The organism is Bacillus sp. JZ39, from assembly GCF_053903145.1.
This window is the reverse complement of record NZ_CP096389.1, coordinates 353,664-377,347: the sequence shown is the minus strand read 5'-3', so window position 1 is coordinate 377,347 and position 23,684 is coordinate 353,664. Positions and strand designations below refer to the sequence as shown.

Genomic DNA, 23,684 nt, shown 5'->3' with positions numbered 1-23,684 from the left:
TGCCACCTCTATTAGAAAATTTCCATTAATTTATCCAGCTCATCCAGCGTCAAATCGTCGTCACCAAGATCACTCGGGGTCAGTTCCGTTCCATCTTGAGATAGGCAATGTTCAATGATTCTGAGAAGATGCGCTTTAAAGCTGTCACTGAATGTTTGTACTGTTTTTTCATGAAATTCAAGAGAATGATAGGCCAGTGACATCGTCAGTTTTCCGTTTTCGATATATCCGACAACATCCAGCGCATTCGGTTTTTCTGTTTCAGGGCTTAATGACTGTCCTGATGGCAGCTCTGATCTCGTAAACAAACCTGCATCCGACATTTCGTCAAACTGACCTAAATAGTTGAAGCTGACATCCGGCTGAATCGAGAACGCCACATCTTCTTTATGTTCCGGTGCCGTCAGATAGCGCAGAATGCCGTATCCGACTCCCTTATTCGGCACATGTCTTATATCTTCTTTCATTTGCTTCAGCTGGTAGCCCAGGTCATCCGCATGCTTCATATCGAGCACCATTGGGTACATACTTGTAAACCAGCCGACTGTGCGGGAAATGGTCAGGTCTTCTATGATTTCTTCACGTCCGTGCCCCTCTAAATGAACATTTACTCGATCCTGACCCGTCCACTCCTTCATTGCCAATCCGAATGCCGTCAGCAAAATATCATTCATTTCTGTGTGATATGCCTCATGCACCTTTGTGGTGAGCTGTTCTGTCTCTTCAGCAGTCAGCGAGAATTCAATTGTCTTTGTATGTTTCATTCGCTGATCACCAGATTCGCGGTCTTTCGGAAGCTTTGCCGCAACAGCTTGTTCTTCAAGCTGTCTCCAATACTCTTTTTCTTTCAAAAAGGCTTTGGAGTTCGCGAAGTCTTGCAATCTCTCTGCATACTCTGCAAATGAATGTGTTTTCTGCGGGAGAACCGGTTCATTGCCTTGCTCAAGCTGTGTATATACTGCGGCGAAATCCTCCAGTAGAATCCGCCACGAGACGCCGTCAACCACTAAGTGGTGAATGGCGAGAAGCAAGTGGTCTCCGTCTTCCGCTTGGAACAAGCCTGCTTTTAACAAGCCGCCTTCCTGCAAGTCGATGCTGCTTTGCAAACGCTCTGCTTCTCTCTCTATACGGTCTTCGTAATCTGCAGCTTGGCCCTCAATCTGGATGACCTCCAATTGAGCGGAAGCAGCTTCAAGACCTCTGTTGTATTGAATGACGTCTTCCTGTCCCTCACGATAGACCATACGGAGCGCGTCATGATGCTCGATCAGCGCCTGCAATGTTTTCTCCACTCGTTCAGGATCAAAGCCCTTTTTGGCGTGAAGCATCACCGATTGGTTCCAGTGGTGCTTGTTCGTGAAGTTCTTTTCAAAGAACCAGCGCTGGATCGGCGTCAGGATGACTTCGCCCTCCACCGGGCCTTGGTCTGCCTGTTTGCCTTCGGCACGCTCTACGTACTGGGTGAGCTCTTCGATCGTCGGATGCTGGAAGAGATCTTTCATTTCCAGCTTCCAGCCGTGCTGATTCAAGCGGCTCGCCATTTGAATTCCTTTGATGGAATCTCCGCCAAGCGAGAAGAAATTGTCGGTGACACCGACTTCAGACATTCCAAGCACGTCCTGCCAGATGCCGGCAAGCAGCTCTTCCATGTCGGTCGTCGGCGCTTTGTATTCTCCGCTTCCCGCTTCGATGTCCGGCTCAGGCAAGGCTTTGCGGTCGACTTTGCCGTTTGCCGTAACCGGAAGCTCGTTCAGCGTCACCCAGAACGCCGGGATCATGTAATCCGGCAGGGTTTCCTTTAGTGTTGATTTTAGTGCTTCTATGTCAGCTGTTTCCGGTGTGACATACGCCGCGATTGCTGTATTGCCGCCTTTATCCTTGACAGCTGTCACTGCCGCATCCTGCACCTCAGAAAGCTGTGCGAGCTGGACTTCAATTTCTGAAAGCTCGATCCGGTAGCCGCGGACCTTGACCTGCTGGTCGATCCGGCCGATGTATTCGATGCCGCCGCCTGTCCACTTCACCAAATCGCCGGTGCGGTACATGCGCTCACCCGGCACAAACGGATCAGCGACAAACCGCTTCGCGGTTTCGTCTTCTCGATTCAGATAGCCTCGTGCCAGTCCGCGCCCCGCCACGCAAAGCTCTCCGGCTACGCCTTCCGGCTGCACCTGATTGCCCTCGCCGAGGATGTATACTCTCGTATTGGCAATGGCCCTTCCGATGGAAAGCGAGCCTTCCTCCGGATGGATTTCTGCGCTTGTGGCAACGACCGTATTTTCTGTCGGCCCGTAGTTGTTGACGAGTGTGTACGGCTTTTTCACTGCGCGCTTCAGCTTGTCTCCTCCGGTCAAGAGGACGCGAAGTGATGTGTTCTCAAGCTCCATGAACTGTTCCGCAAGCTGTGTCGGCAGGAACGTGATCGTTACGCCGTTCGTTTCAAAATAATCGTTCAGGCGGACGATATCGAGGCGGATCGCTTCATCAATGACGTGAAGCTCAGCGCCGATCGTCCAAGTCGGGAACATCTCCCAAATGGAAGCGTCGAACCCAAAGCCCGCGTACTTCGCACTGCGGTCCTCCGCTGTCATGCTGAACGCGTCGTGGTGCCAGAAGCACAGGTTCACAAGCGCATGGTGCTCGACCATGACACCCTTCGGCTGTCCGGTCGTTCCAGACGTGTAAATCATGTACGCCAAGTTCTCCGCGGTTACAGCCGTCTCTGGATTTCCCTCGTCGTTTTCATCAAGCGGCAGGCTTAGAATCGTGCGGCTTCCGTCGAGAAGAATGACATCTCCCGTATAGCTGTCCGGCACTGAAATGCCTTCCTGTTTCAAGAGGAGCTTCGCGCCGCTGTCCTGTAAAATATACTCAATCCGCTGATCCGGGTAGTCAGGATCAATCGGCACAAACGCCGCTCCGGCTTTCAAGACGCCGAGCACCGCGGCGGACATTTCAAGCGACGGCTTCGTGAGAACGCCGACGCGGTCTTCCGGGCTGATGCCGCAGTCCATCAAAATCCGTGCAAGACGGTTTGCCTTCGCATTCAGCTCGCCGTACGTCCAAGACTGGCCGTTGTATGTGACAGCCGGGCGGTCTTTGTGGCGCTGGACAGTCTCTTCGAATAGCTGATGAACCGTTTTGTCTGTCGGCACAGGCAGCGCTTTACCCTTCCATGCCTCAAGAAGCGCTTGCTTTTCTGTCTCTGTGACCAGTGACAGGCTGGAAAGCGGCTGGTTCGGGTTCCCAGTAACTGCATCTAAAAGCTCCATCCAATATTGCTTCCATCGTTCAATCGTTTCCTGCTTAAACAGAGCTGTATTGTATTCGAGTACGAATGTAAGCCCTCCGTCGGTTTCGTCAACCGTCAGCGTGAGGTCAAACTTGGCTGTTTTCCGTTCAAACGGATGCGGCTCAAGCTGAATCCCTTTCATTGTTAAATCCTTTATATTCGCATTTTGCATTGAAAAAACTGCATCGAATAACGGGTTTCTGCTTGTGTCACGCTGAACTTGAACATTTCCGATCAAATCCTCAAGCGGGTAATCCTGCGCATCAAAAGCGCTGAGTGCCGTTTCTTTCACTTCGTTAAGATAGTCAGCAAAGGTCTTTTCACCCTTCGGATACGTGCGAAGCGCCAATGTATTGACGAACATTCCGATGACGCGGCTGACGTCCGCTTGAGATCGTCCGGCCACAGGTGAACCGACGATGATATCGTCTTGCCCGCTAAGTTTTGATAAAAATGCACTGTATGAAGCCAGAAGCACCATGTAAAGCGTGGAATCCGTTTCTTTTGCAAGCCTGCGCAGAGCATCAGCTTTGCCTGCTTCTAATGAAAATGCAATGCGGTCTCCCTCAAATGTTTGAACGGCAGGCCGACTGTAATCAGTCGGAAGCGTCAGCACCGGCAGCTCTCCGTCCAGCTCCTTCAGCCAATGCTCTTCTTGCTTCTTGTAAAGCTCAGACTGAATGAACTGCTGCTGCCACACGGCATAATCCTTATATTGAATACGGAGCGGCTCAAGGGTTTCTCCGTCGTACAGCTTTGAAAGCTCCTCAATCAGCACACCGACAGATGCACCATCAGAAATAATATGATGCATATCGAACAGCAGCACATGCTCAGTGTCTGAATGCTTGATAAGCCCTATTCTGAACAGTGGAAGTTGGTCGATTTTGAAAGGCTTAATAAACTCAGAAACGATCCGCTCTGTCTCTTCTTCCGGGGCTTCGAAATAGGCTATCTCGCACTCAGCCTCTTCCCAGATCCGCTGCACCGTTTCTCCATCTTTTATTTCAAACGTGGTTCTCAAGGCTTCATGACGCTGCATTAACTGCTGCATGACGCTGTTAAGCCTTTCAACATCAAGCTCACCTGTCAGGCGCAGAACCGCCGGCATGTTATAGCTCGTTTGCGCATCCTCAAGCTGCTGAAGCACGTACATCCGTTTTTGCGGTGAAGAAACAGGATACGTATCTTGTTTCTCTGCCGGGCTGATACTTGCGGCTGTCCCTTTTTCAGCAGAGGCAATCACCTGTGCCAAGCCCTCAACCGTCGGTGATTGGAAGAGATCCTTGAGTGACAGCTCAACGCCCAGTTCCTGATGAACCAAGGCAAGCATCTTCATGCCTGCTAATGAATGTCCGCCAATGTCAAAGAAGTGGTCATAAACGCCGACTTGTTCTGCCTGAAGTACCTGTGCCCAAATGTCTGCGATTTTTTGTTCCGTTCCATTGCGTGGCGCAACATATGAAACACCTCTTGAAACGTTGGCATCAGGAATCTGCAGCGCTCTCCGGTCAATTTTTCCGTTCCCTGTCAGCGGCAGCTCGTCCATTTGGATAAACACCGCAGGAACCATATATGCCGGCAAGTCCTTCGCAGCATGCTCTCTCATCTCTTGTGATGAGATGTCTCCTTCTCCGACATAGTAAGCACACAACAGTTTATCTCCCGCTCCTTGATCAACGGCAAGCACAACACTTTCCTGAACACGATCATGGGTTTGCAGCTGATGTTCGATTTCTCCAAGCTCGATGCGCTGTCCGCGAATCTTCACCTGATGGTCGATTCGCCCGATAAATTCGATGTCGCCATTCGGCAGCCATCTCGCAAGGTCTCCCGTTTTATACATGCGTTCGCCGGATGTAAACGGATGGGGAACAAATTTCTCCTCAGTCAGTTCTGGACGGTTGTAATAGCCTTTCACGAGTCCTTCGCCGCTGACGCAAAGCTCTCCGGCAATCCCGGCAGGCTGCACGTGTCCCGTACGGTCAAGAATGTATACTTCCGTATTGCTAACCGGTTTTCCAATCGGAACAGACAGCGTGTGCTCCTCCAATTCATCAACCGGATGATACGTCGCGAAAACCGTGCTTTCAGACGGTCCATACATGTGAAGAAGCTTGCCCTTTCCAACCGTTTGCAAAGCTTTTCTGACATGCTCAACCGAAGCCCGTTCCCCGCCAAACATAATTTTGCGAAGCGTTGACAAGCATGCCGGATTCAAGTCTACAAGCAAGTGGAACAAAGCGGTTGTAATCATGAGAATACTGATGTTCTCCCGTTCAATGACGCGGGACAGGCGAGCCATGTCCAAAACGGTTTCCTTCGGTATCAGCACCAGCTTGGCTCCGTTTAACAAAGAGCCGAACATATCGAACATAAACGCGTCAAACACGTAATTGGAAAGACCGAGAATCGTATCCTGTTCTGTAATGCTGAGATAATTCGTTTCCTTCACCGTGCGGAGGATATTGGCATGTGTCACGATATTCCCCTTAGGTGTTCCAGTCGTTCCGGAAGTATACGTCAGGTTGGCCATTGCTGCAGAATCAAGAGGCAGTGCGAGATTTCGCGCATCGGCATGATAGCTTTCTTCCTCATCGGCTAGCACGATAACGCCCTTAAATTCCGCTTCTTCCGCCAAAGCCTTTAATTTCCTCTGAGTGAGAAGCACCTTTGCTCCGCTGTCACGGAAGAAATGCTGCATCCGCTGAATCGGATGTTCCGGATCGATCGGAACATAAGCCGAACCTGATTTTAATACTGCCAAGATCGACACAATCATATCCATTGACCGCTCGCATAAGACAGCCGCAGTTCTGCCTTCGCCAGCTCCAAGAGAAAGAATGCCGCGGGCTAAACGATTGGCCCGTTCATTCAGTTCACGATAAGTGAGTGATTCGCCTTCATATTGAAGCGCAGTGTGGTCTGGCGTATTCGCCGCTTGCTCCTCAAACAGCTGAACAATTGTTTTATCTTTCGGATAAGGTGTTCTGCCCGGGTTAAACTGCTGAATTTGCGAAGCGGCCTCCTCTTCAGAAAGAAGCTTATACTCAGAAATCGGCTTCTCTGGATCAGCCGCAGCATCTTCAAGCAAACGCGCAAAATGCGTAAGCAGCCTGTCTGCCGTGCTTTGTTTAAACAGCTTCGTGCTGTAATCCAAATCAAGCTCAATGCCTTCATCGGTTTCTCTCGCCTGCACCGTCAAATCAAATTTGGCAATCTTGAAATTGGTCTCATGAACAGACAAGGACAGATCGCCGACAGCCGGAATGCCCTCTGTCGCGTTTTGAAGGCTGAACATCGTGTCAAACAGCGGATGCCTGCTAACATCACGCGGGATGTTCAATTCTTCAACAAGCCACTCAAACGGATAGTCCTGATGAGAAAAGGCATTCAGCACCCGTTTGCGGACACGCGAGATCAATTGGGTAAACGTCTCATCCTGCTTCACCTCACTGCGAAGCGCAAGCGTATTGACGAACATCCCGATAATGCCATCTGTATCGGAGTGATTTCTACCCGCTGACGGCGTCCCGACAATGATGTCATCCTGCCCCGTATACTTTGACAAAAGCGTATAGTAAGCGGACAGCATCACCATATATAAAGTGGCGCCGTTTTGTTCAGCCAAACGATTGAGGCGATCCTTTACCCCCGCATCCAGCTTGATTGACACCCGATCCCCTTCAAAGCTTTGAACAGGCGGTCTTGGGTAATCGGACAGAAGCTGAAGCACCGGGAGCTCGCCTGCAAAGACTTCCTTCCAATAAGCCTGGTCCTTCTTGTACCCTTCAGCAGCCTGTCTGCTTTGCCATACAGCGTAGTCCTTATACTGGAGACGAAGTTCAGGAAGCTGTTCGCCTTTATAAAAGCGTGCTAACTCCTCCAGCATAATGCCAATCGATACACCGTCAGAAATCAAGTGGTGCATGTCAAACAGCAGCATATGACGGTTCTCTTCAAGCCCCAGCAAACCGATTCTGAACAGCGGAGCTTTCGCCAAATCAAATGTCCGAACGAATGAAGTCATAATTGCCTCATCTGAGCGGCCGCCTCTTTCAATCATTTCGATGTTGAAATCAACGCTATCGTGAATGTTCTGTCTCGGCGTGCTGTTTTCAAGAACAAATGACGTTCTCAAAGACTCGTGGCGTCGGATTAACCCCTGAAATGCGCGCTCCAGCTTTTGAATATCTAAAGGCCCTTCCAGAATTGCTGCCGCAGGCATGTTGTAGCCGACTCCTGCATCCTCGAATTGGCTGACGATATATGTTCGCTGCTGTGCCAATGAAAGCGGGTAATGCTCCTGTTTTTCAGCAGGTTCAATCACCGAAAATGCCCGGCTTTCTCTGTGATCAGCTTCCTCTGCAAGAGCCGCAATCGTCGGATGCTCAAACAAAAATTGAAGCGGAATCTCGATGCCTGTTTCCTTATGAATCTTTGTTAAAAGGGTCATGGCCTTCAATGAATGCCCGCCCGTTTCAAAGAAATTGTCAAAAATCCCCGCCTTCTCAACGTTCAGCACGTCCTGCCAAATGGCTGCGATTGCTTTTTCAGTCTCATTTCGCGGCGCTGTATAGGCAGTGCCGCTGACAGCCTTCACCTCTAGTGCAAACAGCTTGCGGCGGTCGACTTTGCCGCTTGGCGTAAGCGGAATTTCTGTCACTTCTGTAAAGTAAGCCGGCACCATATAGTCAGGAAGCTGTCTGGCCGCATGCTCCCTCAAACCGGCTGGCGCAAATTCGCTTCCAGGCTTCTGCACAACATATGCGCAAACCTCAAGATTTCCCTGTTCGTCAGGGCGTGCCAAAACAACGGCTTTTGCAACGTCTGGCGCCTGCTGAATCACGGCTTCAATTTCCCCAAGCTCAATCCGGTATCCGCGGACTTTGACCTGGTCGTCCTCTCTGCCTAAATATTCGATTGTTCCATCTGGAAGCCAGCGCACCACATCCCCGGTCCGGTACATGCGATCGCCCGGCACGAATGGATCTTGTAAAAACTTTTCTTCCGTTAATTCAGGCAAATGCAAATAGCCTCGGCCCACACCGTCTCCCGCGATATAAAGCTCGCCCGCCACGCCTTCAGGCTGCAGCCGGCCTTTTTGATCCAAAATATATAAGCGATTGTTCCCCAGCGCTTTCCCAATCGGCACATACGCTGATTGAACTGCACTCTCAGGGATAACCGGATGAACAGACGCGTCAACGCACGTTTCAGTCGGCCCGTACACATTGGTCAAACGCGGCGCTGTGCCGGCTTCTTTAAACAGCTTCAGCAGCTTGTCCGCAACAACAGATGACAGGCCTTCTCCTCCGATCAGCATGTGCTTCAGTTTTAGGCCTTCAAAATCGCCTGCTGCTGCCAGCATTTGCAAATGAGCAGGTGTTCCATCCGTCGCCTCAATGCTGTTTCTCCGATAATATGCAGCAAGGGCGGCCCCGTTCTTCACTGTTTTCTTCGGTACGATATAAAGGGTTTGTCCCAAAAGAAGCGACGCGAAGATCTGCTTCACTGACGCATCGAAGTGGAACGGCGCAAGCAATGCCATCCGCAGGGTTTGGCTGCCGCTTTGATAAATCGTCTGCTGCAGAGATTCAACCAAATGATGAACCTGGCGATGCTCGATCATAACGCCTTTCGGGCGTCCGGTTGTTCCCGATGTGTAAATAATGTAGGCAAGGTTCCGTGCGTTCACATCTGCATTCAGGCTTTCCTCTGCACCTTCCGCAATCGCCTGATCTAAGTCAACCAGCTCAGCATCGGCTTCAGGCGCCGCAACCTTCGATTCAGTCAGGATGAAGTCCGCCCCGCAGTCCTCCAAAATATATTGAATGCGCTCAGCAGGAAAACCCGGATCAATCGGCACATAGGCTCCGCCGGCTTTTAAAATCCCCATGATAGCTGTAATCATCCGTTCAGAACGTTCAATCAAAACCGCGACAGGACTGTCCGGGCCAACCCCTTTTTGTTTCAGCACATTGGCGATGCGTGCAGATTGCTCATGTAACGTTCGATAGGACAATGTACGACCTTCAAATACAACCGCTGGATGATCTGAAAGCTGCTCAGCCTTTTCTTGGAACAGTTCCGGGATCGTCATGTCCTTACGGTAGCTCACAGATTCACCGCCGGCCCTCGCAAGCAGCTTCTCTTTCTCCGCATCAGAAATCATCGTTAATTCATCAATTGTATGTTCTGGATGCGTTAACGCGTTCTCCAGCATCGTAATCATGCGCTCACAAATCATGTTGATTTCTTCACGTGAAAATAAATCAGTGCGGTAATCAAAATCGATGGTGAGTTTCCCAATATCCCATCGATCCTTCACATGGATCGAGACATCATTTAATCCGCTGCCGCTGAAAATCGGCTCAGTCAAAAAGGCAAGGTCCTCTTCTTTTTGCCACTGCATCACCTGATATTCAAGAGAAACAGTAAACAGCTTGGTCAGAGAGCTCTTTGTTTCACGCAAATCGTTGATCAGGAGATTATACGGGTACTTTTGGTGGCGGAGTGTCTTCATGAGATCCTTCATCCGGTCTTTGACAAATTCTGAAAAAGCCTGCCCGCCGTCAATGTTTGTCCGAAGCGGAACCGTAGAAACAAACATGCCAAGCATCTGCTTCTCTTTCGCATTTGTCCGGTTGCCCATAAAGGTTCCCGTCACAACATCATTCTGGCCGCTGACCCTGTACAAATAGGCGGCGAGCAGCGATTGAAATACCGAAAGAACACTGACTTTATTCGCCTCACAAAACGACAGAATCTGCTGATGAAGCGCTTCAGGCACATCTTTAGAGAACCTCTCAGCATCTAAACTTCCCCCTGCGGATGCATTCCGTTTCAGGGAAACAAGTTCAGGCACCGATTCAAATTGCTTGTTCCAAAACGCCTTGTCCTTTTCAAACCGCTTCGATTGAGCATATTCCTGTTCAGATAAAACATGATCGATAAATGAATGCGAGATTCCTTCTTTTGTCTCTGAGCCGCTGGCTAATTCTAAATAAATGTGCATGATCGCATTCCCGAGAATATTCATGGAGATACCATCAGAAATCACGTGATGAACATTTGCGTAAAACCACACTTCATTTTCCTTTATGGTGAACAAGGAAAAACGGAACAAATCACAATCGTATAGCGGCAAAGGTTTCTTCGTTTCCTCCCGGCTCCATTGTGAAATAAACTCTATCGCATTCGGATCTTCAGTAGTGTCAGTATGTTTTATATCAACAGGCCGATACTCGCTAATATATTGAACAGGCTCCCCGTTTTCATCTAGCCGCAAACGAAGGCGCATGGCGTCATTTCTGCGAATAAACTCTTGAATCGCCTGCTCAACAAGCACATAATCAATCGCATCAGCTGAAACCAGCTTACCAATCCCCGCAAGATTTGAAATGCTCGTGTGAGGATAAAATTTTTCTGTGTACCAAATTCGTTTTTGTGCATCCGTTAAAGGGTAAAAAGTTATTTCCATATTGTCATACCTCCCCTAATCTTTATAAGCAGTGAACATGTGCAACGCATTTTCTCTTTCTTATCCATATCAGCTTTTAATTCTTATGAACTAACAGCCGAAATAGCCCAAAGTACTACACTTAAAAAGCAGTACTTCCAAACAAAAAAACAGATTGCCGCTATAAAAACGGGCAGCCGTCAGTCAGCATTGCGGCGTTTAACATAAGCGGATAAAGACCGCAAGATCCCCTATCCTAATAGGAAACAATTTTGGCTATTTATTCATTGTTTTCAATATTTTTTATCTTACTACCGTTCACTTTAAATGAAAAAAATGTTTTTATCACCGAAAAATGGGTGAAAAGTTTCATGCGGGATGCCGAAAGATTCCAGTTTATTTACAGGGATATTTTTGCGGGATGCCGCAATCATTTCTACTAAACATTATTTACAGAAAAATAAAAATTTTTAAACCGAACTGCTGCGTTCAATCTTTTTTTATTGCTGACTGCAATTTACAATCTTTACATGACTATGTGTACCGCGCAAAAACCGAAAAAAAGGCAAAAAAAAGACACCCTTGCGAAGAGCGTCTTACAACGATTCTTTCATGACATTTTTGTCGATATCAATCAATTCCATATAGCCTTTCCCCCACTCATACATGGCTTCAAGAATAGGCATGAGGCTTTCTCCGTGCGGGGTCAGAGAATATTCAACCTTCGGCGGGACAACCGGATACACTTCCCTGTGAACAATCATATCCTGCTCAAGCTCTCTCAGCTGATTCACGAGGATCTTCTGCGTAATATCAGGAATCAATGTTTTTAATTCATTGAACCGTTTTGTGCCTTCTTTTCCTAAATGCCATAAAATGAGCATTTTCCATTTACCGCCAATCACTGCAAGCGTTAATTCCTTCTCACAATTAAACCTTTTGTCGTCCATCCGGCTCAATAGAATCCCCCCTTAGTAACCTTTTTGTATGTTAGATACGTATCATCACTTACTTACTTTTTTGCAGACTCTTTTTTCATTATACTCACTCATAAAATCAAGCGAAAGAAATCTGATTGCCTCTCCTCACAGTATCCTCCAAGTAACTTGTTGACTTCAAAGTGCCTACTTCTCAACAAAAGAGGGAACCTATAGAATGAACAATAATTCGAAAAAGGGAGTGGATCAACAATGGAATTACAGCTTGCATTAGACCTCGTCAACATTCCAGAAGCCATTGAGCTTGTCAAAGAGGTAGAACAATACATCGACGTAGTTGAAATCGGAACACCGGTCGTCATTAATGAAGGCCTAAGAGCCGTTAAAGAAATAAAAGAAGCATTTCCTCAATTGAAGGTTCTTGCAGACCTGAAAATCATGGATGCCGGAGGCTACGAAATTATGAAAGCGTCGGAAGCAGGCGCTGACATCATCACCGTTTTAGGGGCTACAGACGACGCAACGATTAAAGGCGCAGTAGAAGAAGCCAAAAAACAAAAGAAGAAAATTTTAGTGGACATGATTAACGTGAAAGATATCGAGTCCCGTGCGCAAGAAATTGACGCACTCGGTGTTGACTACATCTGCGTCCACACTGGCTATGATCTTCAAGCAGAGGGCAAGAACTCTTTCGAAGAATTAACGACAATCAAAAACACCGTAAAAAACGCAAAAACCGCAATCGCGGGCGGCATCAAACTTGATACACTACCAGAAGTGATCCAGCAAAAGCCTGACCTTGTCATTGTCGGGGGCGGAATTACAAGCGCAGCTGATAAGGCGGAAACAGCTTCAAAAATGAAGCAGCTGATTGCCCAAGGATAACTCCGATGAAAACGACTGAATACGTAGCGGAAATTCTCAATGAGTTACACCGTTCAGCAGCTTATATTTCTAATGAAGAGGCTGACCAGCTTGCCGATCACATTCTTTCATCCCACCAAATTTTCACTGCGGGTGCGGGGCGGTCTGGCCTGATGGCAAAATCCTTCGCGATGAGATTGATGCACATGGGCTTCAACGCCCATATTGTAGGTGAGATTCTCACTCCGCCGCTCGCCGAAGGAGATCTTGTTATTATCGGCTCAGGATCAGGCGAGACAAAAAGCTTGATTCATACCGCAGCAAAAGCAAAAAGCTTACACGGAATTGTTGCCGCTTTAACCATCAATCCGGAATCAAGCATCGGAAAACAAGCGGACCTCATCATCAGAATGCCTGGTTCTCCTAAAGACCAGTCAAACGGAAGCTATAAAACCATTCAGCCAATGGGATCATTATTTGAACAAACTTTGCTGCTCTTCTATGATGCAGTGATTTTAAAACTCATGGAGAAAAAAGCACTCGATTCTGAAACTATGTTCACTCACCACGCAAACCTTGAATAGCATCACACAACCGGCCTGAAAATCAGGCCGGTTTTATTTTTTTAAAAATAAAACTTTAAACCCAAAAACCCGATAAGTAATATGACCTATAAATCATAAAAGGAGGAATTATGTTGATAAAACGATTTAAGATGAAGCTAGGAACTAAAATTCTTTGCCTCGTTTTCGTGGTGATTCTTTTGTTTTCGGCATCAGTTGGCACTGTGATGCTTAAAGAAATTACAGAAAGCATGAAACAAATGGCAACTGAAAAAGCGAAAGGTGATCTCGCTTTAAGCAGCACTTATATTGATGATGTCATGTCAGGCGACTGGCAGGTGAAAAACAATAAGCTCTATAAAGGGCAAACACAAATCAATGGAAATGAAGATATTGTTGATCTGCTTGGTGAAAAAACAGGTGATACCATTACCATTTTCCAAGGCGATACTCGTGTTGCAACCAATGTCATGAAGAATGGCGAAAGAGCTGTCGGCACCCAGGCTTCTTCTGAAGTTATTGCCGCTGTTTTAAAGAAAGGAAAGCGTTTTTACGGACAAGCAGATGTAGCAGGTTCTTCTTATCAGACTGCATACATGCCGTTAAAAGATCAAAATGGGAACATCATCGGCATGCTGTATACCGGAGCTAATCAAAGTATTTTAGCATCACTTACACAATCACTTTTCACTCAATTCGCTATCGTTCTTGTTATCGTCATTATAGTATCAGTCATCCTTGTTTTGGTTTTCACCAGAAAAATCAACAAGCGGCTGAACGCTTTAAAAAGCGCCTTTGAAAGTGCCGGAAACGGAGATATGACAATAGAGGTGTCAGACAAAACCGGTGACGAGCTTTCAGAACTAAGCGTCTATTATAATAAGATGAGAATGAAGCTGAACGATACCATACAAACCGTACAACAATCAGCCCTTCAGCTTGCGTCAGCCTCTCAGCAGCTCTCAGCCGGAGCAGAGGAAACAAATCAAGCTTCAGAAAAAATCACAGAAGCTGTACAGCAGATTGCAAATGGAGCCCAAGATCAGATCACCCGAATTGAAAACAGTGAAAGCTCATTAAAACAAGCTTCAGCAGACATCCGGGATATTTCTGCAAATACTGCCGCTATCGCTGACAAAGGGCAGCTCGCGCAATCAAAAGCAGACATTGGACAAAAGGAAATTGCAAATGTACAGGCGCAAATGGATGCGATTCACCAGTCAATTCAGAAAAGCGGAGAAATCATACACCAGTTAGACGGCCGCTCTAAACAAATTGAGCAAATTTTATCGGTCATCACCCAAATTGCCGATCAGACAAACCTGCTTGCACTGAATGCAGCGATTGAAGCTGCCAGAGCCGGTGAACAAGGAAAAGGCTTTGCTGTTGTTGCTGATGAAGTACGTAAATTAGCGGAAGAGTCTCAACAGTCTGCGGGACAGATTTCAAAACTGATCATAGAAATACAAAAGGATATGAACCGGTCTGCAAGATCTGTTGAGCATGTGAAAACAGAAGCTGCAGAAGGAGTCACCATGATCCAGCGCACCAGAGATGCATTTAAGGAAATTGCAGCTGCAACAGGTGAAATCAGCGCCGAGATTAGTGATTTATCAGCATCTGTAACAAACATTTCAGCCAGTGCACATCATATAAATGATTCCTTTGCAGCCAATACGGCCGACATTAAAGAATCTACTAAAAATACCCGGCAAGCGGCTGCATTAACAGAGGAGCAATTTGCTGCAATGGAGGAGATTACCGCAGCTTCTGAAACACTTTCTCAATTAGCTGAGGAGCTTACCGGTATCATAAGCCAATTTAAAATGATTAATCAAGCCGAAAACGGCTGATGACTTACTATCATTATTGTAAATTGGCAATCGTATTTTGCTGAAAACAAATATTTCGATCTGCTAAAATTACGATTTCTGCAATAAACTGAGCGTAAAACATAAAATTTAAACCTTTACACCAAATGCTTTCTGGATTACTCTTGTGTCAGTTTTAAAAGCGGGAGGTGAACATCACGACGGACATCATAAAAACAATACTTCTCGTCATCGTCATCATAGCAGCTGCAGCTGTCGGCCTGATAAAAGGAGACTTTTTCTCAGCTGATCAAAAAACGTCTCAAACGAAAGAATATGATGAAACAATCGCCTTCCCATCTGACCGGTATCCCGAAACGGCCAAGCATATTAAGGATGCGATAAATGAGGGGCACTCAGAGGTGTGCACTATCGACAGAGACGGAGCTGAGGAACGCCGCGAGCAATCATTACAGGACGTACCTTCCAAAAAGGGGTATGACAGAGATGAATGGCCAATGGCCATGTGCAAAGAAGGCGGTGAGGGAGCTTCTGTAGAATACATTTCTCCCGCTGACAACCGCGGAGCAGGCTCTTGGGTCGGGCATCAGCTTACCGATTACCCAGACGGCACAAAGGTTTTATTCACAATTCAGTAAACAGTACATAGAGGAGGAACAGCACATTGATCAAATCATGGAAGCCGCAAGAACTTTCGATTTCATATCATCAATTTACTGTATTTCAAAAGGATTCTACACCTCCTGTAATGGATTGGACTGACGAAGCGATTGAAAAAGGATATGCTGCGGCAGACGGAGCCATTTCCTTTGAGGCACAGCGAAATACAAAGGCCTTTATTCTTTTGCGCCTGAACAGTTCAGAAACAGTAAACTCCTACGAAAAAAAAGTGACTGTTCCTTTTCATGTCACAGAAAACGGAATTCATATTGAAAGCATTATGTCTAAAAGACTGTCCTTTGATCTGCCTAAAGGAGACTATCAATTGACATGTTGGACTGTGCCGGCTGAAATGTCAGATTTGCACGCCGACACTTATATTATTGATGCTGTTTCTGTGTAATGAAAAACCCCTGAGAGAATAACTCTCAGGGACTCTTTATAAACTTTCTCCGTTTGTCTTGATGACATCTTGATACCAATAAAAGCTTTTTTTCTTCAAGCGTTTTAAATCGGATGTGCTTTCTTCATCACGATTGACATATACAAATCCGTATCTTTTTTGGTAGCCGTTCAGCCAGCTTAACAGATCAGTAAACGACCAGCTGCAATAGCCGATTAAATCGACACCGTCACTGATGGCTTGTCTGCATTGCTCAAGATGCGAACGCAAATAATCAATTCGATAATCATCCTGTACAGTGCCGTCCTCAACTTTATCAAATTCACCCAAACCGTTCTCTGTTATAAACACTGGAAGCTGATAGCGGCTTGTAATTCGGCGAAGACCGATACGCAGCCCAATTGGGTCAATTGTCCAATCCCAGTTGCTCGTTGTCAGATGCGGATTTTTTTTCGTTTTGAACACTCCGGGTATCCCCGTCTCCTGATTGGTTCCCTTTTGGCCTGTCGTATTCATTTTCCCTTCTGACACACCATCAAGCGGATTTCGTTCATAGGTGATCGTCTGATAATAATTGACACCTACAAAATCAGGCTTCCCTTTGGCGAGCAGGTCCATATCCTCTGCTTCAATTGTCGGCGCCCATCCCTGTTTTTCCAAGTAGCGGAATGGAATTTGCGGGTAGGTTCCCCAGCAATACATGTCAAGCCACCAATTGTTCGTAAATTCTTCGGCGTTTTCAAATGCCAGTATATCCTCTGGATGGCTTGATAAAGGGTAAGCCGGAGAATAAGCAAAGCTAGGACCTATTTTGCCTTCAGGCACATATTCTCTAAATGATTCGATGGCTTTTGCATTAGCCAGAAACGCAATATGGTTTGCTTCGTAAAATCGTTTTCTGTCTTTCACTCCAGGCGGATGCATGGCTGTAATAAATCCGTGATTAAAATTGTAGTTCTGTTCGTTTAACGTAACCCAATATTTCACCCTGTCTCCAAAACGTTTATAAAGAGTAATACAGTAGTGATTAAAATCCTCTATGATGTTTCTGGATTCAAACCCGCCGTATTCGTCCATAAGCGCTTGAGGCAAATCCCAGTGATATAAAGTCAGAACCGGCTCGATGTGATGAGAAAGCAATTCATCAATCAGTCTATCGTAAAACGCTAGACCTGCTTCATTGATCTCTCCTTTTCCTTTTGGAAAAACCCGTGGCCAGCTGACGGAAAATCGATACGCTTTTAACCCCATCTCAGCCATCAGAGCGACATCTTCTTTAAATCGGTGATAATGGTCAACCGCAATGTCGCCATTGGTTCCTTTAAACGTTTTGCCCGGTATTTTCGTAAACACATCCCAAACAGAAGGGCCTTTGCCATCTTCATTCCAAGCGCCTTCAATCTGGTACGCTGCAGAAGCAGAGCCCCACAAAAAATGTTTCGGAAAAGATTCTGGATGCCGGTGGATCATAGTGTTTATCACTCCTGAATTATTTGATAAACCTATCATAGGCTATGAAACGCGTTTCATATCAACTCGATGTTAGTCGCGGAACAGCTCAACTAATATTGCCTACCTGTAAATAACGCAAAAGCACCCAATTCCCATTGGATGCTTAAAATCTTAATGTCTTTTTTCAAATTTATGCGGATGAGGATGGTGCTTTGGAACAAAGCCGTTTTGTTTCATCATTTCAAAGTGTTTGTCCAAGTGATTTTTGATGTGTTCTCCTCTTTCTTTAGGCAGGACACCATATTGTACATACTTTGAGATCACGTCTTTGCGCTTTTTAAGAATCTCTGCTTCCAGTTGTTCAATCTCTTTCTTTTGCTGATCTGTCAGTGTAACATTTGCGGGAGGCTGCTGCTGTTTTTCAACGGCCTCAGCTGTACCGGTCAGAGAAATGACAGCCGCTGCAATGAACATTGTGATGATGTTGATGGTTATTCGTTTCATCCAGTTTATTCCTCCAATCTATTTTTCATATGTTTTGCTGCCTTGTATTTTTTATGCATAAAAATAAAAAGAGCGAACCATTATTCGCTCTTTCTAATCTCTTCGTCAGCATTAAGTTCTTCTTCACCTGGCGTCGCATAAGTGACATACGTTCCCGCGATTAAATCATGCAGGGTCCGTTTGTCTTCTCGTACGGCAATCAGAATCAGGCTGGCGATCAAGCCGAGTCCGAAGGTTATAACGTAAACCAGGCCGGCTACAATAACCCGTAAAAACATTGTTAACAAGCTGACTTGTGATCCGTCTTTTTTTACGATTCAGATTCCGCAGATTCTTTTTCCGATAAGGTAGCCGCGCCAAAACACCGGCAGCAAAATAGAGTACAGCAGAACAACTAAACTTATGAACATGCTGTCGTTTGGGTCTTTTCCTGTAATCAGCCAATAGATCAGCAAAAGCGGCACGGAGACTATAATGTAGTCTAACAATGCAGCTCCAAGTCTGATCCAAAATCAGGCTGGTTTGTAAATATTCATTTGACTCCCCATTATGGTTTAAATGTTTCCATTTTTTTCTCATCGAATATATCATATGCCTTAGGGGCATCAGCAAGACTTAAATTTAATCGGTTTCATGCCTCTTGACCATTTCTTCCGGTATTGGCATAGATGAGTGACGGGTCTGCTGCATCCTTCACTTTCACATGTGTTTCCTTGGTACGTCTGGCATTCATCCTTGGACAATTCCTTTTTTCATCACCTCTTCCCTTCATAGACGCTTTTAAACACCCACCCATGTCTTTTGTATACACAATTCGAACTTTTTGAAAACGCGATCAACATATTGCAACCCCTTATGTTCAATGCTATCTTTTTAGTTGATTAACAGATTGGGGGAACTATAGGTGAAATCATTCATGCATTCCAAAGCCGTTATATTCAGTTTCACAATGGCTTTCTTTCTTATATTGGCAGCCTGTTCGGGCAAAAATGAAGCCGATTCCAAGGATACAGGCTGGGAGCAGATTAAGGATAAAGGGAAAATCGTAGTCGCTACATCAGGCACGCTTTATCCCACTTCTTATCATGATACCGACTCTGGCTCCGATAAGCTGACAGGCTACGAGGTTGAAGTCGTTCGTGAAGCGGCAAAACGCCTGGGATTGAAGGTTGAGTTCAAGGAGATGGGCATTGACGGGATGCTGACAGCGGTGAACAGCGGACAGGTTGACGCAGCCGCGAATGACATCGATGTGACGAAGGACCGCGAGAAGAAGTTCGCATTTTCTACTCCATATAAATATTCATACGGCACGGCAATTGTCCGAAAAGACGATTTATCAGGGATTAAAACGCTTAAGGATTTAAAAGGGAAGAAAGCGGCTGGCGCGGCTACAACCGTCTACATGGAGGTCGCGAGAAAATACGGCGCCAAAGAAGTGATTTATGATAATGCGACGAATGAGCAATATTTAAAAGATGTTGCCAACGGACGCACTGACGTCATTTTAAACGACTATTACCTGCAGACACTTGCGCTCGCGGCATTCCCGGATCTCAACATTACAATTCATCCTGACATCAAGTACATGCCGAACAAACAGGCCCTTGTCATGAAAAAAAGCAATGCGGCACTTCAGAAAAAGATGAACGAAACATTGAAAGAGATGAGCAAGGATGGCTCTTTGACTAAACTGTCGAAACAATTCTTCAATAAAGCAGATGTATCAAAAAAAATTGATGCCGACGTTCAGGACGTTGATTTGTAATCGGACGCCATGATCAATAGCATTCAATGGGAATATATTTTCAACACGAAGCTGGCTATTGAATCGTTCCCTTATGTCATAAAAGGCATTGGGTATACACTGCTCATCTCTTTTGTAAGCATGTTTGCGGGAACTGTGATCGGCCTGTTCATATCACTCGCCAGAATGTCAAAGCTTGCTTTGTTAAGATGGCCGGCGAAGCTCTATATCTCATTTATGCGGGGCGTTCCGATTTTGGTGATTTTGTTTATCCTTTATTTCGGGTTTCCTTATATCGGCATTGAATTTTCCGCTGTCACGGCTGCTTTAATCGGCTTTAGCCTAAACAGCGCCGCCTACATTGCGGAAATTAACCGGTCAGCCATTTCATCCGTCGAAAAAGGACAGTGGGAAGCCGCATCCTCGCTGGGTCTTTCCTATTGGCAGACGATGAGGGGCATCATTTTGCCGCAATCGATACGTATTGCGCTGCCTCCGCTTGCCAATGTATTGCTCGACTTAATCAAGGCATCTTCTCTCGCTGCGATGATTACAGTACCGGAATTGCTCCAGCATGCGAAAATTATCGGGGGCAGAGAGTTTGATTATATGACCATGTATATTCTGACCGCTCTCATTTATTGGGCCATCTGCTCCATTGCCGCGGTCTTTCAGAATATCCTTGAGAAAAAATACGCTCATTATGTTTAAACAAACGTTTCATTAAAAAAAGCCGCTCCCCAGGGGACGGCTTTTTTTCTATTGATTCAGCTTCCATTTAAACGGGTCCTCAAACAGCGACCAGTCGGAATCAAATTCATATTCAGTCAGCAGGCATTGATCAAGCTCTTTCGTAATCGTTTCTTCATCCAGGTCAGTTCCGATAAAAACTAGCTGTGTTAGGCGGTCGCCGAACTCCGGGTCCCACTCCTCCAGGATTTCCGGCTCCTGCTGCTTGACTTGCTCCTGCTCAAGCTTCGGCAGCGCCGCCACCCAATAAGATACAGGCTCAATCGTAACCGACGGACCTGCTTGCGACATCAGCAAAGCAAGGTTGTTATGAGATGCGCACCAGACGATTCCTTTGGCACGTACCACGTTCTTTGGCATTTGATCCAACCAACGGTAAAATCGTGTAGAATGAAACGGCAAACGTCTCTTATATACAAATGAAGAGATACCGTATTCTTCTGTTTCCGGGGTGTGTTCCGCATGGCCTGCCGTCAGCTCTTGAATCCAGCCGGCCGATCCGCTCGCTTCCTCGAAGTTAAATAACCCTGTATGCAAAATCTCCTGCGGTTTTACATTTCCTTTGACGGAACGAATGAACCTGGCTCTTGGCTGCAGTTTACGAAGAACGTTTTCAAGCTGTTCGAGCTCTTGCTCGCTGACCAAATCACATTTATTTAAGATCAGTACATCGCAAAACTCAATTTGATCGATCAAGAGGTCGGCGATTTCTCTTTCATCCTCTTCCCCCAATGCTTCTTTGCGGTCCAGAAGGCTTTCGCCTGACTGATAATCATGCCAAAAACGGTTGGCATCAACCACCGTCACCATCGTATCCAGCTGACAAAATTTTGTAAGATCGATTCCCATCTCTTCATCGATATAAGAGAAAGTCTGGGCCACCGGGATCGGTTCGCTGATTCCTGTCGATTCGATGACGATATAATCAAACCGTCCGTCTTTTGCCAGCTTCTCAACTTCAATTAATAAGTCTTCGCGAAGCGTGCAGCAAATGCAGCCGTTTGACATTTCCACAAGCTTTTCATCTGTTCTGGAAAGGCCCCCTTCCTGCTTAACCAAGCCCGCGTCAATGTTCACCTCGCTCATATCGTTTACGATAACCGCTATTTTCAAGCCTTCGCGATTTTGCAGAATGCTGTTCAGCAATGTTGTTTTTCCCGCACCTAGATAACCGCTCAGTACGGTAACCGGAATTTTTTTCATAATAGTGCCTCCATTAAAATAGAATGATTACGATTTAAATTGAATACTTCGCCGTATGTACAATGGTGTAGAGCAGCTTTTCGCGCTCTTTTCTCGCTCCACCCGATTTCTAAATCAGTAAAGGCTCCAACCGCGTTTAATCCTTTTTCCCCATCGCAAATCCTTGCCGACAATCGGAAAACAGCAGCTTCATAGGGCAATTGCTCCACTTGCGTTGCTGAACCGATGGAAAGCGCAAATATCTCATCAGAAAGTAGCTTGGGTTTCGTTTCCAGTTTTCAAGAGACGCTTCATGGGGATCAATGACAGCAAGATCCTTAGCCTTTCCGCTTTTCACAGATACAGCCAATGATAAGCCCTTTATCTCAAAACGTAATTGTTACGATTTAAATTGTATGGTCTTTTTTCCTTTTTGTCAACGGTTTTCAATTCAGCTGATCACCACTTTTGTATGTTCAGGGATATTTTCATATACCCATTTCGCATCTGGAATGGTCAGCCTGATACATCCGTGAGATGCTTTCGTTCCTAGTTTTTCTGCTTCCGTTTTGATGACTTTTTGATCCTTAGTCATTGGCACACTATGAAATAAAAATTCACCGTGATTTTTCCATGATACCCAGTATTTTGCGCCTTCCTGGTATCCTTCGGAGAAAAACCATTCTCCCCGTTCAGGCTCTACATAAAAGGTGCCCTTTGGCGTAGCATCATCTTTTGTTTGATCAAGACCAGAAGAGATCATCATTGTATAGATGGTGTTGCTTCCTTCCTTGATGTAAGCCTTCTGCTCCTTCACATTCACATCAATCCAGACATGCTTCTGTTTAATATCCGGGTATTCTCCGCCCGAAGGCTTTGTCCAATCAATGCTTGTTTTTGCTGTTTTTCGAACGTCCGTTATGTTTTTGACCGTTTTCTTTGTATTGATACTTGCGTGTTCTTCTGCATGGTCGGAGCAGGCTGACAGCAGGCTGGCTGGCATAAGAACTGCAATAATGAATAATGAGAGTTTCATATTTTATCCACTTCCTTCGAAAAACACAGCTTCGCATAGGCATCGTGGAGATGGATCGATTCTTCATTGCGGCATTCAATCTCAAAGGCAGACACCCATTCAAGCTCAAACAAATCTGCAGCAATCAGCCGGGCGAGATCCTCAACAAACCTCGGATTTTCATAGGCCGTTTCTGTCACGGCTTTTTCATCAGGCCGCTTCAATACCGGATACAGTCTCGCAGAAGCATTTGATTCTGCGGCGTGAAGCAAATCAGCTTTAACATCACTTGGCAGCGATGCGGCCGGATGAATATCCGCCCAAATGCTGACCGTTCCCCTCTGATTATGGGCACTGTATTCGCTGATTTCCTTGGAGCAAGGGCACAGAGTCGTTACTTTTGCTGAGATGCCGGCACGCTGTTTAAACGGCTGATCTTTGCGATAGGTGACAGACATGAATATATCAGCATGCATCAAACCCGCTTTCTCAAGCTTCGGGCTTTTCCGTTCGAAAAACCACGGAAACCTCACTTCAACTGTGGCAGATGATATGTCCATGTTTTCTGCAAGCTCTTTCGTAAATTGCTGAAGAGAGGAAAATGAGAGAACCCAGCCGTTTTGATGATAGACTTGCAGCAGCTCTGTTAACCGGCTCATATTAGTCCCCTTCTGATTTCTCGGCAAATTACAAGTCATTGTAAAGTTCGCAGCCGTTGTTTGCTCGGCAGGCATCATGGCAGAAGTGATTGTGACTGGATGGGACACATTAGCGACACCTACATGCTGAATGTCAAAAAAATAATCCTTCCTGATATTTTGCAGGTCCTTCATTTTCTCTTTTTCCACTGGTTTCTCGCCTTTGATCGGACTGACCGATCCAAAGTATTGAAGACGCTCCGTTTTTTTCGGGAGCAGCGTATGTTGATTCATTCAGAAAACTCCTCTCATTAACAAATCGTAATAATTACTATTTATTTTGATCGGTTCGCTGTTGAAAATCAAGAGAAAATAAAAAAGA

14 protein-coding genes and 3 pseudogenes are annotated in these 23,684 nt (G+C 46.0%); 7 read left to right on the top strand and 10 right to left on the bottom strand.

The features are described from left to right. Positions 1-11 precede the first annotated feature (11 nt). Positions 12-10,775: a surfactin non-ribosomal peptide synthetase SrfAA gene (gene srfAA / locus M1D65_RS01955; RefSeq protein WP_456270749.1), complete on the bottom strand. Its 10,764-nt coding sequence runs from the start codon at positions 10,773-10,775 to the stop codon at positions 12-14. A 575-nt stretch (positions 10,776-11,350) separates the two neighbouring features. Next, positions 11,351-11,713, bottom strand: coding sequence for a transcriptional activator HxlR (gene hxlR / locus M1D65_RS01950; protein WP_003246265.1), 363 nt, complete (start codon positions 11,711-11,713; stop codon positions 11,351-11,353). A 231-nt stretch (positions 11,714-11,944) separates the two neighbouring features. Between hxlR and hxlA the strand changes: the two genes are divergently transcribed. From hxlA to nin, 5 genes are all read left to right on the top strand, one after another. Further along, entirely contained in the window at positions 11,945-12,577 is a 633-nt protein-coding gene (gene hxlA, locus M1D65_RS01945; protein WP_021481819.1) for a 3-hexulose-6-phosphate synthase, read from the top strand. 5 nt (positions 12,578-12,582) lie between these two features. After that, positions 12,583-13,140, top strand: coding sequence for a 6-phospho-3-hexuloisomerase (hxlB, locus tag M1D65_RS01940; protein ID WP_021481820.1), 558 nt, complete (start codon positions 12,583-12,585; stop codon positions 13,138-13,140). Positions 13,141-13,250: 110 nt separating this feature from the next. Then, positions 13,251-14,972 (top strand): methyl-accepting chemotaxis protein TlpC, encoded by a 1,722-nt coding sequence (gene tlpC, locus M1D65_RS01935; protein WP_103803501.1) that lies wholly within the window; start codon positions 13,251-13,253, stop codon positions 14,970-14,972. Between the two features lie 167 nt (positions 14,973-15,139). After that, a complete protein-coding gene (nucA, locus tag M1D65_RS01930) occupies positions 15,140-15,589 on the top strand; it encodes a DNA-entry nuclease (RefSeq protein WP_070548532.1) in 450 nt (149 codons plus the stop codon). A 26-nt stretch (positions 15,590-15,615) separates the two neighbouring features. Next, entirely contained in the window at positions 15,616-16,014 is a 399-nt protein-coding gene (gene nin, locus M1D65_RS01925; protein WP_021481824.1) for a DNA-entry nuclease inhibitor, read from the top strand. A gap of 36 nt (positions 16,015-16,050) precedes the next feature. Here the strand turns inward: nin and bglC are convergent, their stop codons facing one another. From bglC to M1D65_RS01905, 4 genes and pseudogenes are all read right to left on the bottom strand, one after another. After that, a complete protein-coding gene (gene bglC / locus M1D65_RS01920; RefSeq protein ID WP_038828490.1) occupies positions 16,051-17,484 on the bottom strand; it encodes a 6-phospho-beta-glucosidase in 1,434 nt (477 codons plus the stop codon). Between the two features lie 153 nt (positions 17,485-17,637). Next, complete coding sequence (locus M1D65_RS01915; protein ID WP_032724908.1) at positions 17,638-17,970, bottom strand: YckD family protein; 333 nt, start codon at positions 17,968-17,970, stop codon at positions 17,638-17,640. Between the two features lie 80 nt (positions 17,971-18,050). Continuing rightward, positions 18,051-18,476 (bottom strand): annotated as a pseudogene (locus tag M1D65_RS01910) (RDD family protein). Between the two features lie 48 nt (positions 18,477-18,524). Next, positions 18,525-18,713, bottom strand: a pseudogene (locus tag M1D65_RS01905) (hypothetical protein). Between the two features lie 161 nt (positions 18,714-18,874). On the opposite strand from M1D65_RS01905, the gene M1D65_RS01900 reads away from it, so the two are divergent. After that, positions 18,875-19,738, top strand: a complete 864-nt coding sequence (locus M1D65_RS01900; protein WP_072173917.1) for a transporter substrate-binding domain-containing protein — start codon at positions 18,875-18,877, stop codon at positions 19,736-19,738. Between the two features lie 9 nt (positions 19,739-19,747). Next, positions 19,748-20,428 carry an amino acid ABC transporter permease gene (locus M1D65_RS01895; protein ID WP_003234624.1) on the top strand — a complete coding sequence of 227 codons (681 nt, stop codon included), beginning with the start codon at positions 19,748-19,750 and terminating at the stop codon, positions 20,426-20,428. 48 nt (positions 20,429-20,476) lie between these two features. On the opposite strand, the gene zinU is transcribed toward M1D65_RS01895, so the two are convergent. The 4 genes and pseudogenes from zinU to folE2 all read right to left on the bottom strand — a co-directional run bounded on the left by zinU (position 20,477) and on the right by folE2 (position 23,596). Next, the gene (gene zinU / locus M1D65_RS01890; protein WP_033883103.1) at positions 20,477-21,670 is read right to left on the bottom strand and encodes a zinc metallochaperone ZinU; all 1,194 of its coding nucleotides are present in this window, start codon (positions 21,668-21,670) and stop codon (positions 20,477-20,479) included. A 27-nt stretch (positions 21,671-21,697) separates the two neighbouring features. Next, a pseudogene (locus tag M1D65_RS01885) lies at positions 21,698-21,844 on the bottom strand (hypothetical protein). A gap of 256 nt (positions 21,845-22,100) precedes the next feature. Continuing rightward, a complete protein-coding gene (locus tag M1D65_RS01880; RefSeq protein WP_072173916.1) occupies positions 22,101-22,685 on the bottom strand; it encodes a L,D-transpeptidase in 585 nt (194 codons plus the stop codon). Continuing rightward, positions 22,682-23,596 (bottom strand): GTP cyclohydrolase FolE2, encoded by a 915-nt coding sequence (folE2, locus tag M1D65_RS01875; RefSeq protein WP_072173915.1) that lies wholly within the window; start codon positions 23,594-23,596, stop codon positions 22,682-22,684. The genes M1D65_RS01880 and folE2 overlap by 4 nt, the downstream gene beginning before the upstream one ends. Between the last annotated feature and the right edge of the window lie 88 nt (positions 23,597-23,684).

Bases quoted from the DNA above. Each gene is read 5' to 3' on its own strand.
- srfAA (WP_456270749.1), bottom strand. From the start codon at position 10,775: ATGGAAATAACTTTTTACCCTTTAACGGATGCACAAAAACGAATTTGG.
- hxlA (WP_021481819.1), top strand. From the start codon at position 11,945: ATGGAATTACAGCTTGCATTAGACCTCGTCAACATTCCAGAAGCCATT.
- hxlB (WP_021481820.1), top strand. From the start codon at position 12,583: ATGAAAACGACTGAATACGTAGCGGAAATTCTCAATGAGTTACACCGT.
- tlpC (WP_103803501.1), top strand. From the start codon at position 13,251: ATGTTGATAAAACGATTTAAGATGAAGCTAGGAACTAAAATTCTTTGC.
- bglC (WP_038828490.1), bottom strand. From the start codon at position 17,484: ATGATCCACCGGCATCCAGAATCTTTTCCGAAACATTTTTTGTGGGGC.
- M1D65_RS01915 (WP_032724908.1), bottom strand. From the start codon at position 17,970: ATGAAACGAATAACCATCAACATCATCACAATGTTCATTGCAGCGGCT.
- M1D65_RS01895 (WP_003234624.1), top strand. From the start codon at position 19,748: ATGATCAATAGCATTCAATGGGAATATATTTTCAACACGAAGCTGGCT.
- zinU (WP_033883103.1), bottom strand. From the start codon at position 21,670: ATGAAAAAAATTCCGGTTACCGTACTGAGCGGTTATCTAGGTGCGGGA.
- M1D65_RS01880 (WP_072173916.1), bottom strand. From the start codon at position 22,685: ATGAAACTCTCATTATTCATTATTGCAGTTCTTATGCCAGCCAGCCTG.
- folE2 (WP_072173915.1), bottom strand. From the start codon at position 23,596: ATGAATCAACATACGCTGCTCCCGAAAAAAACGGAGCGTCTTCAATAC.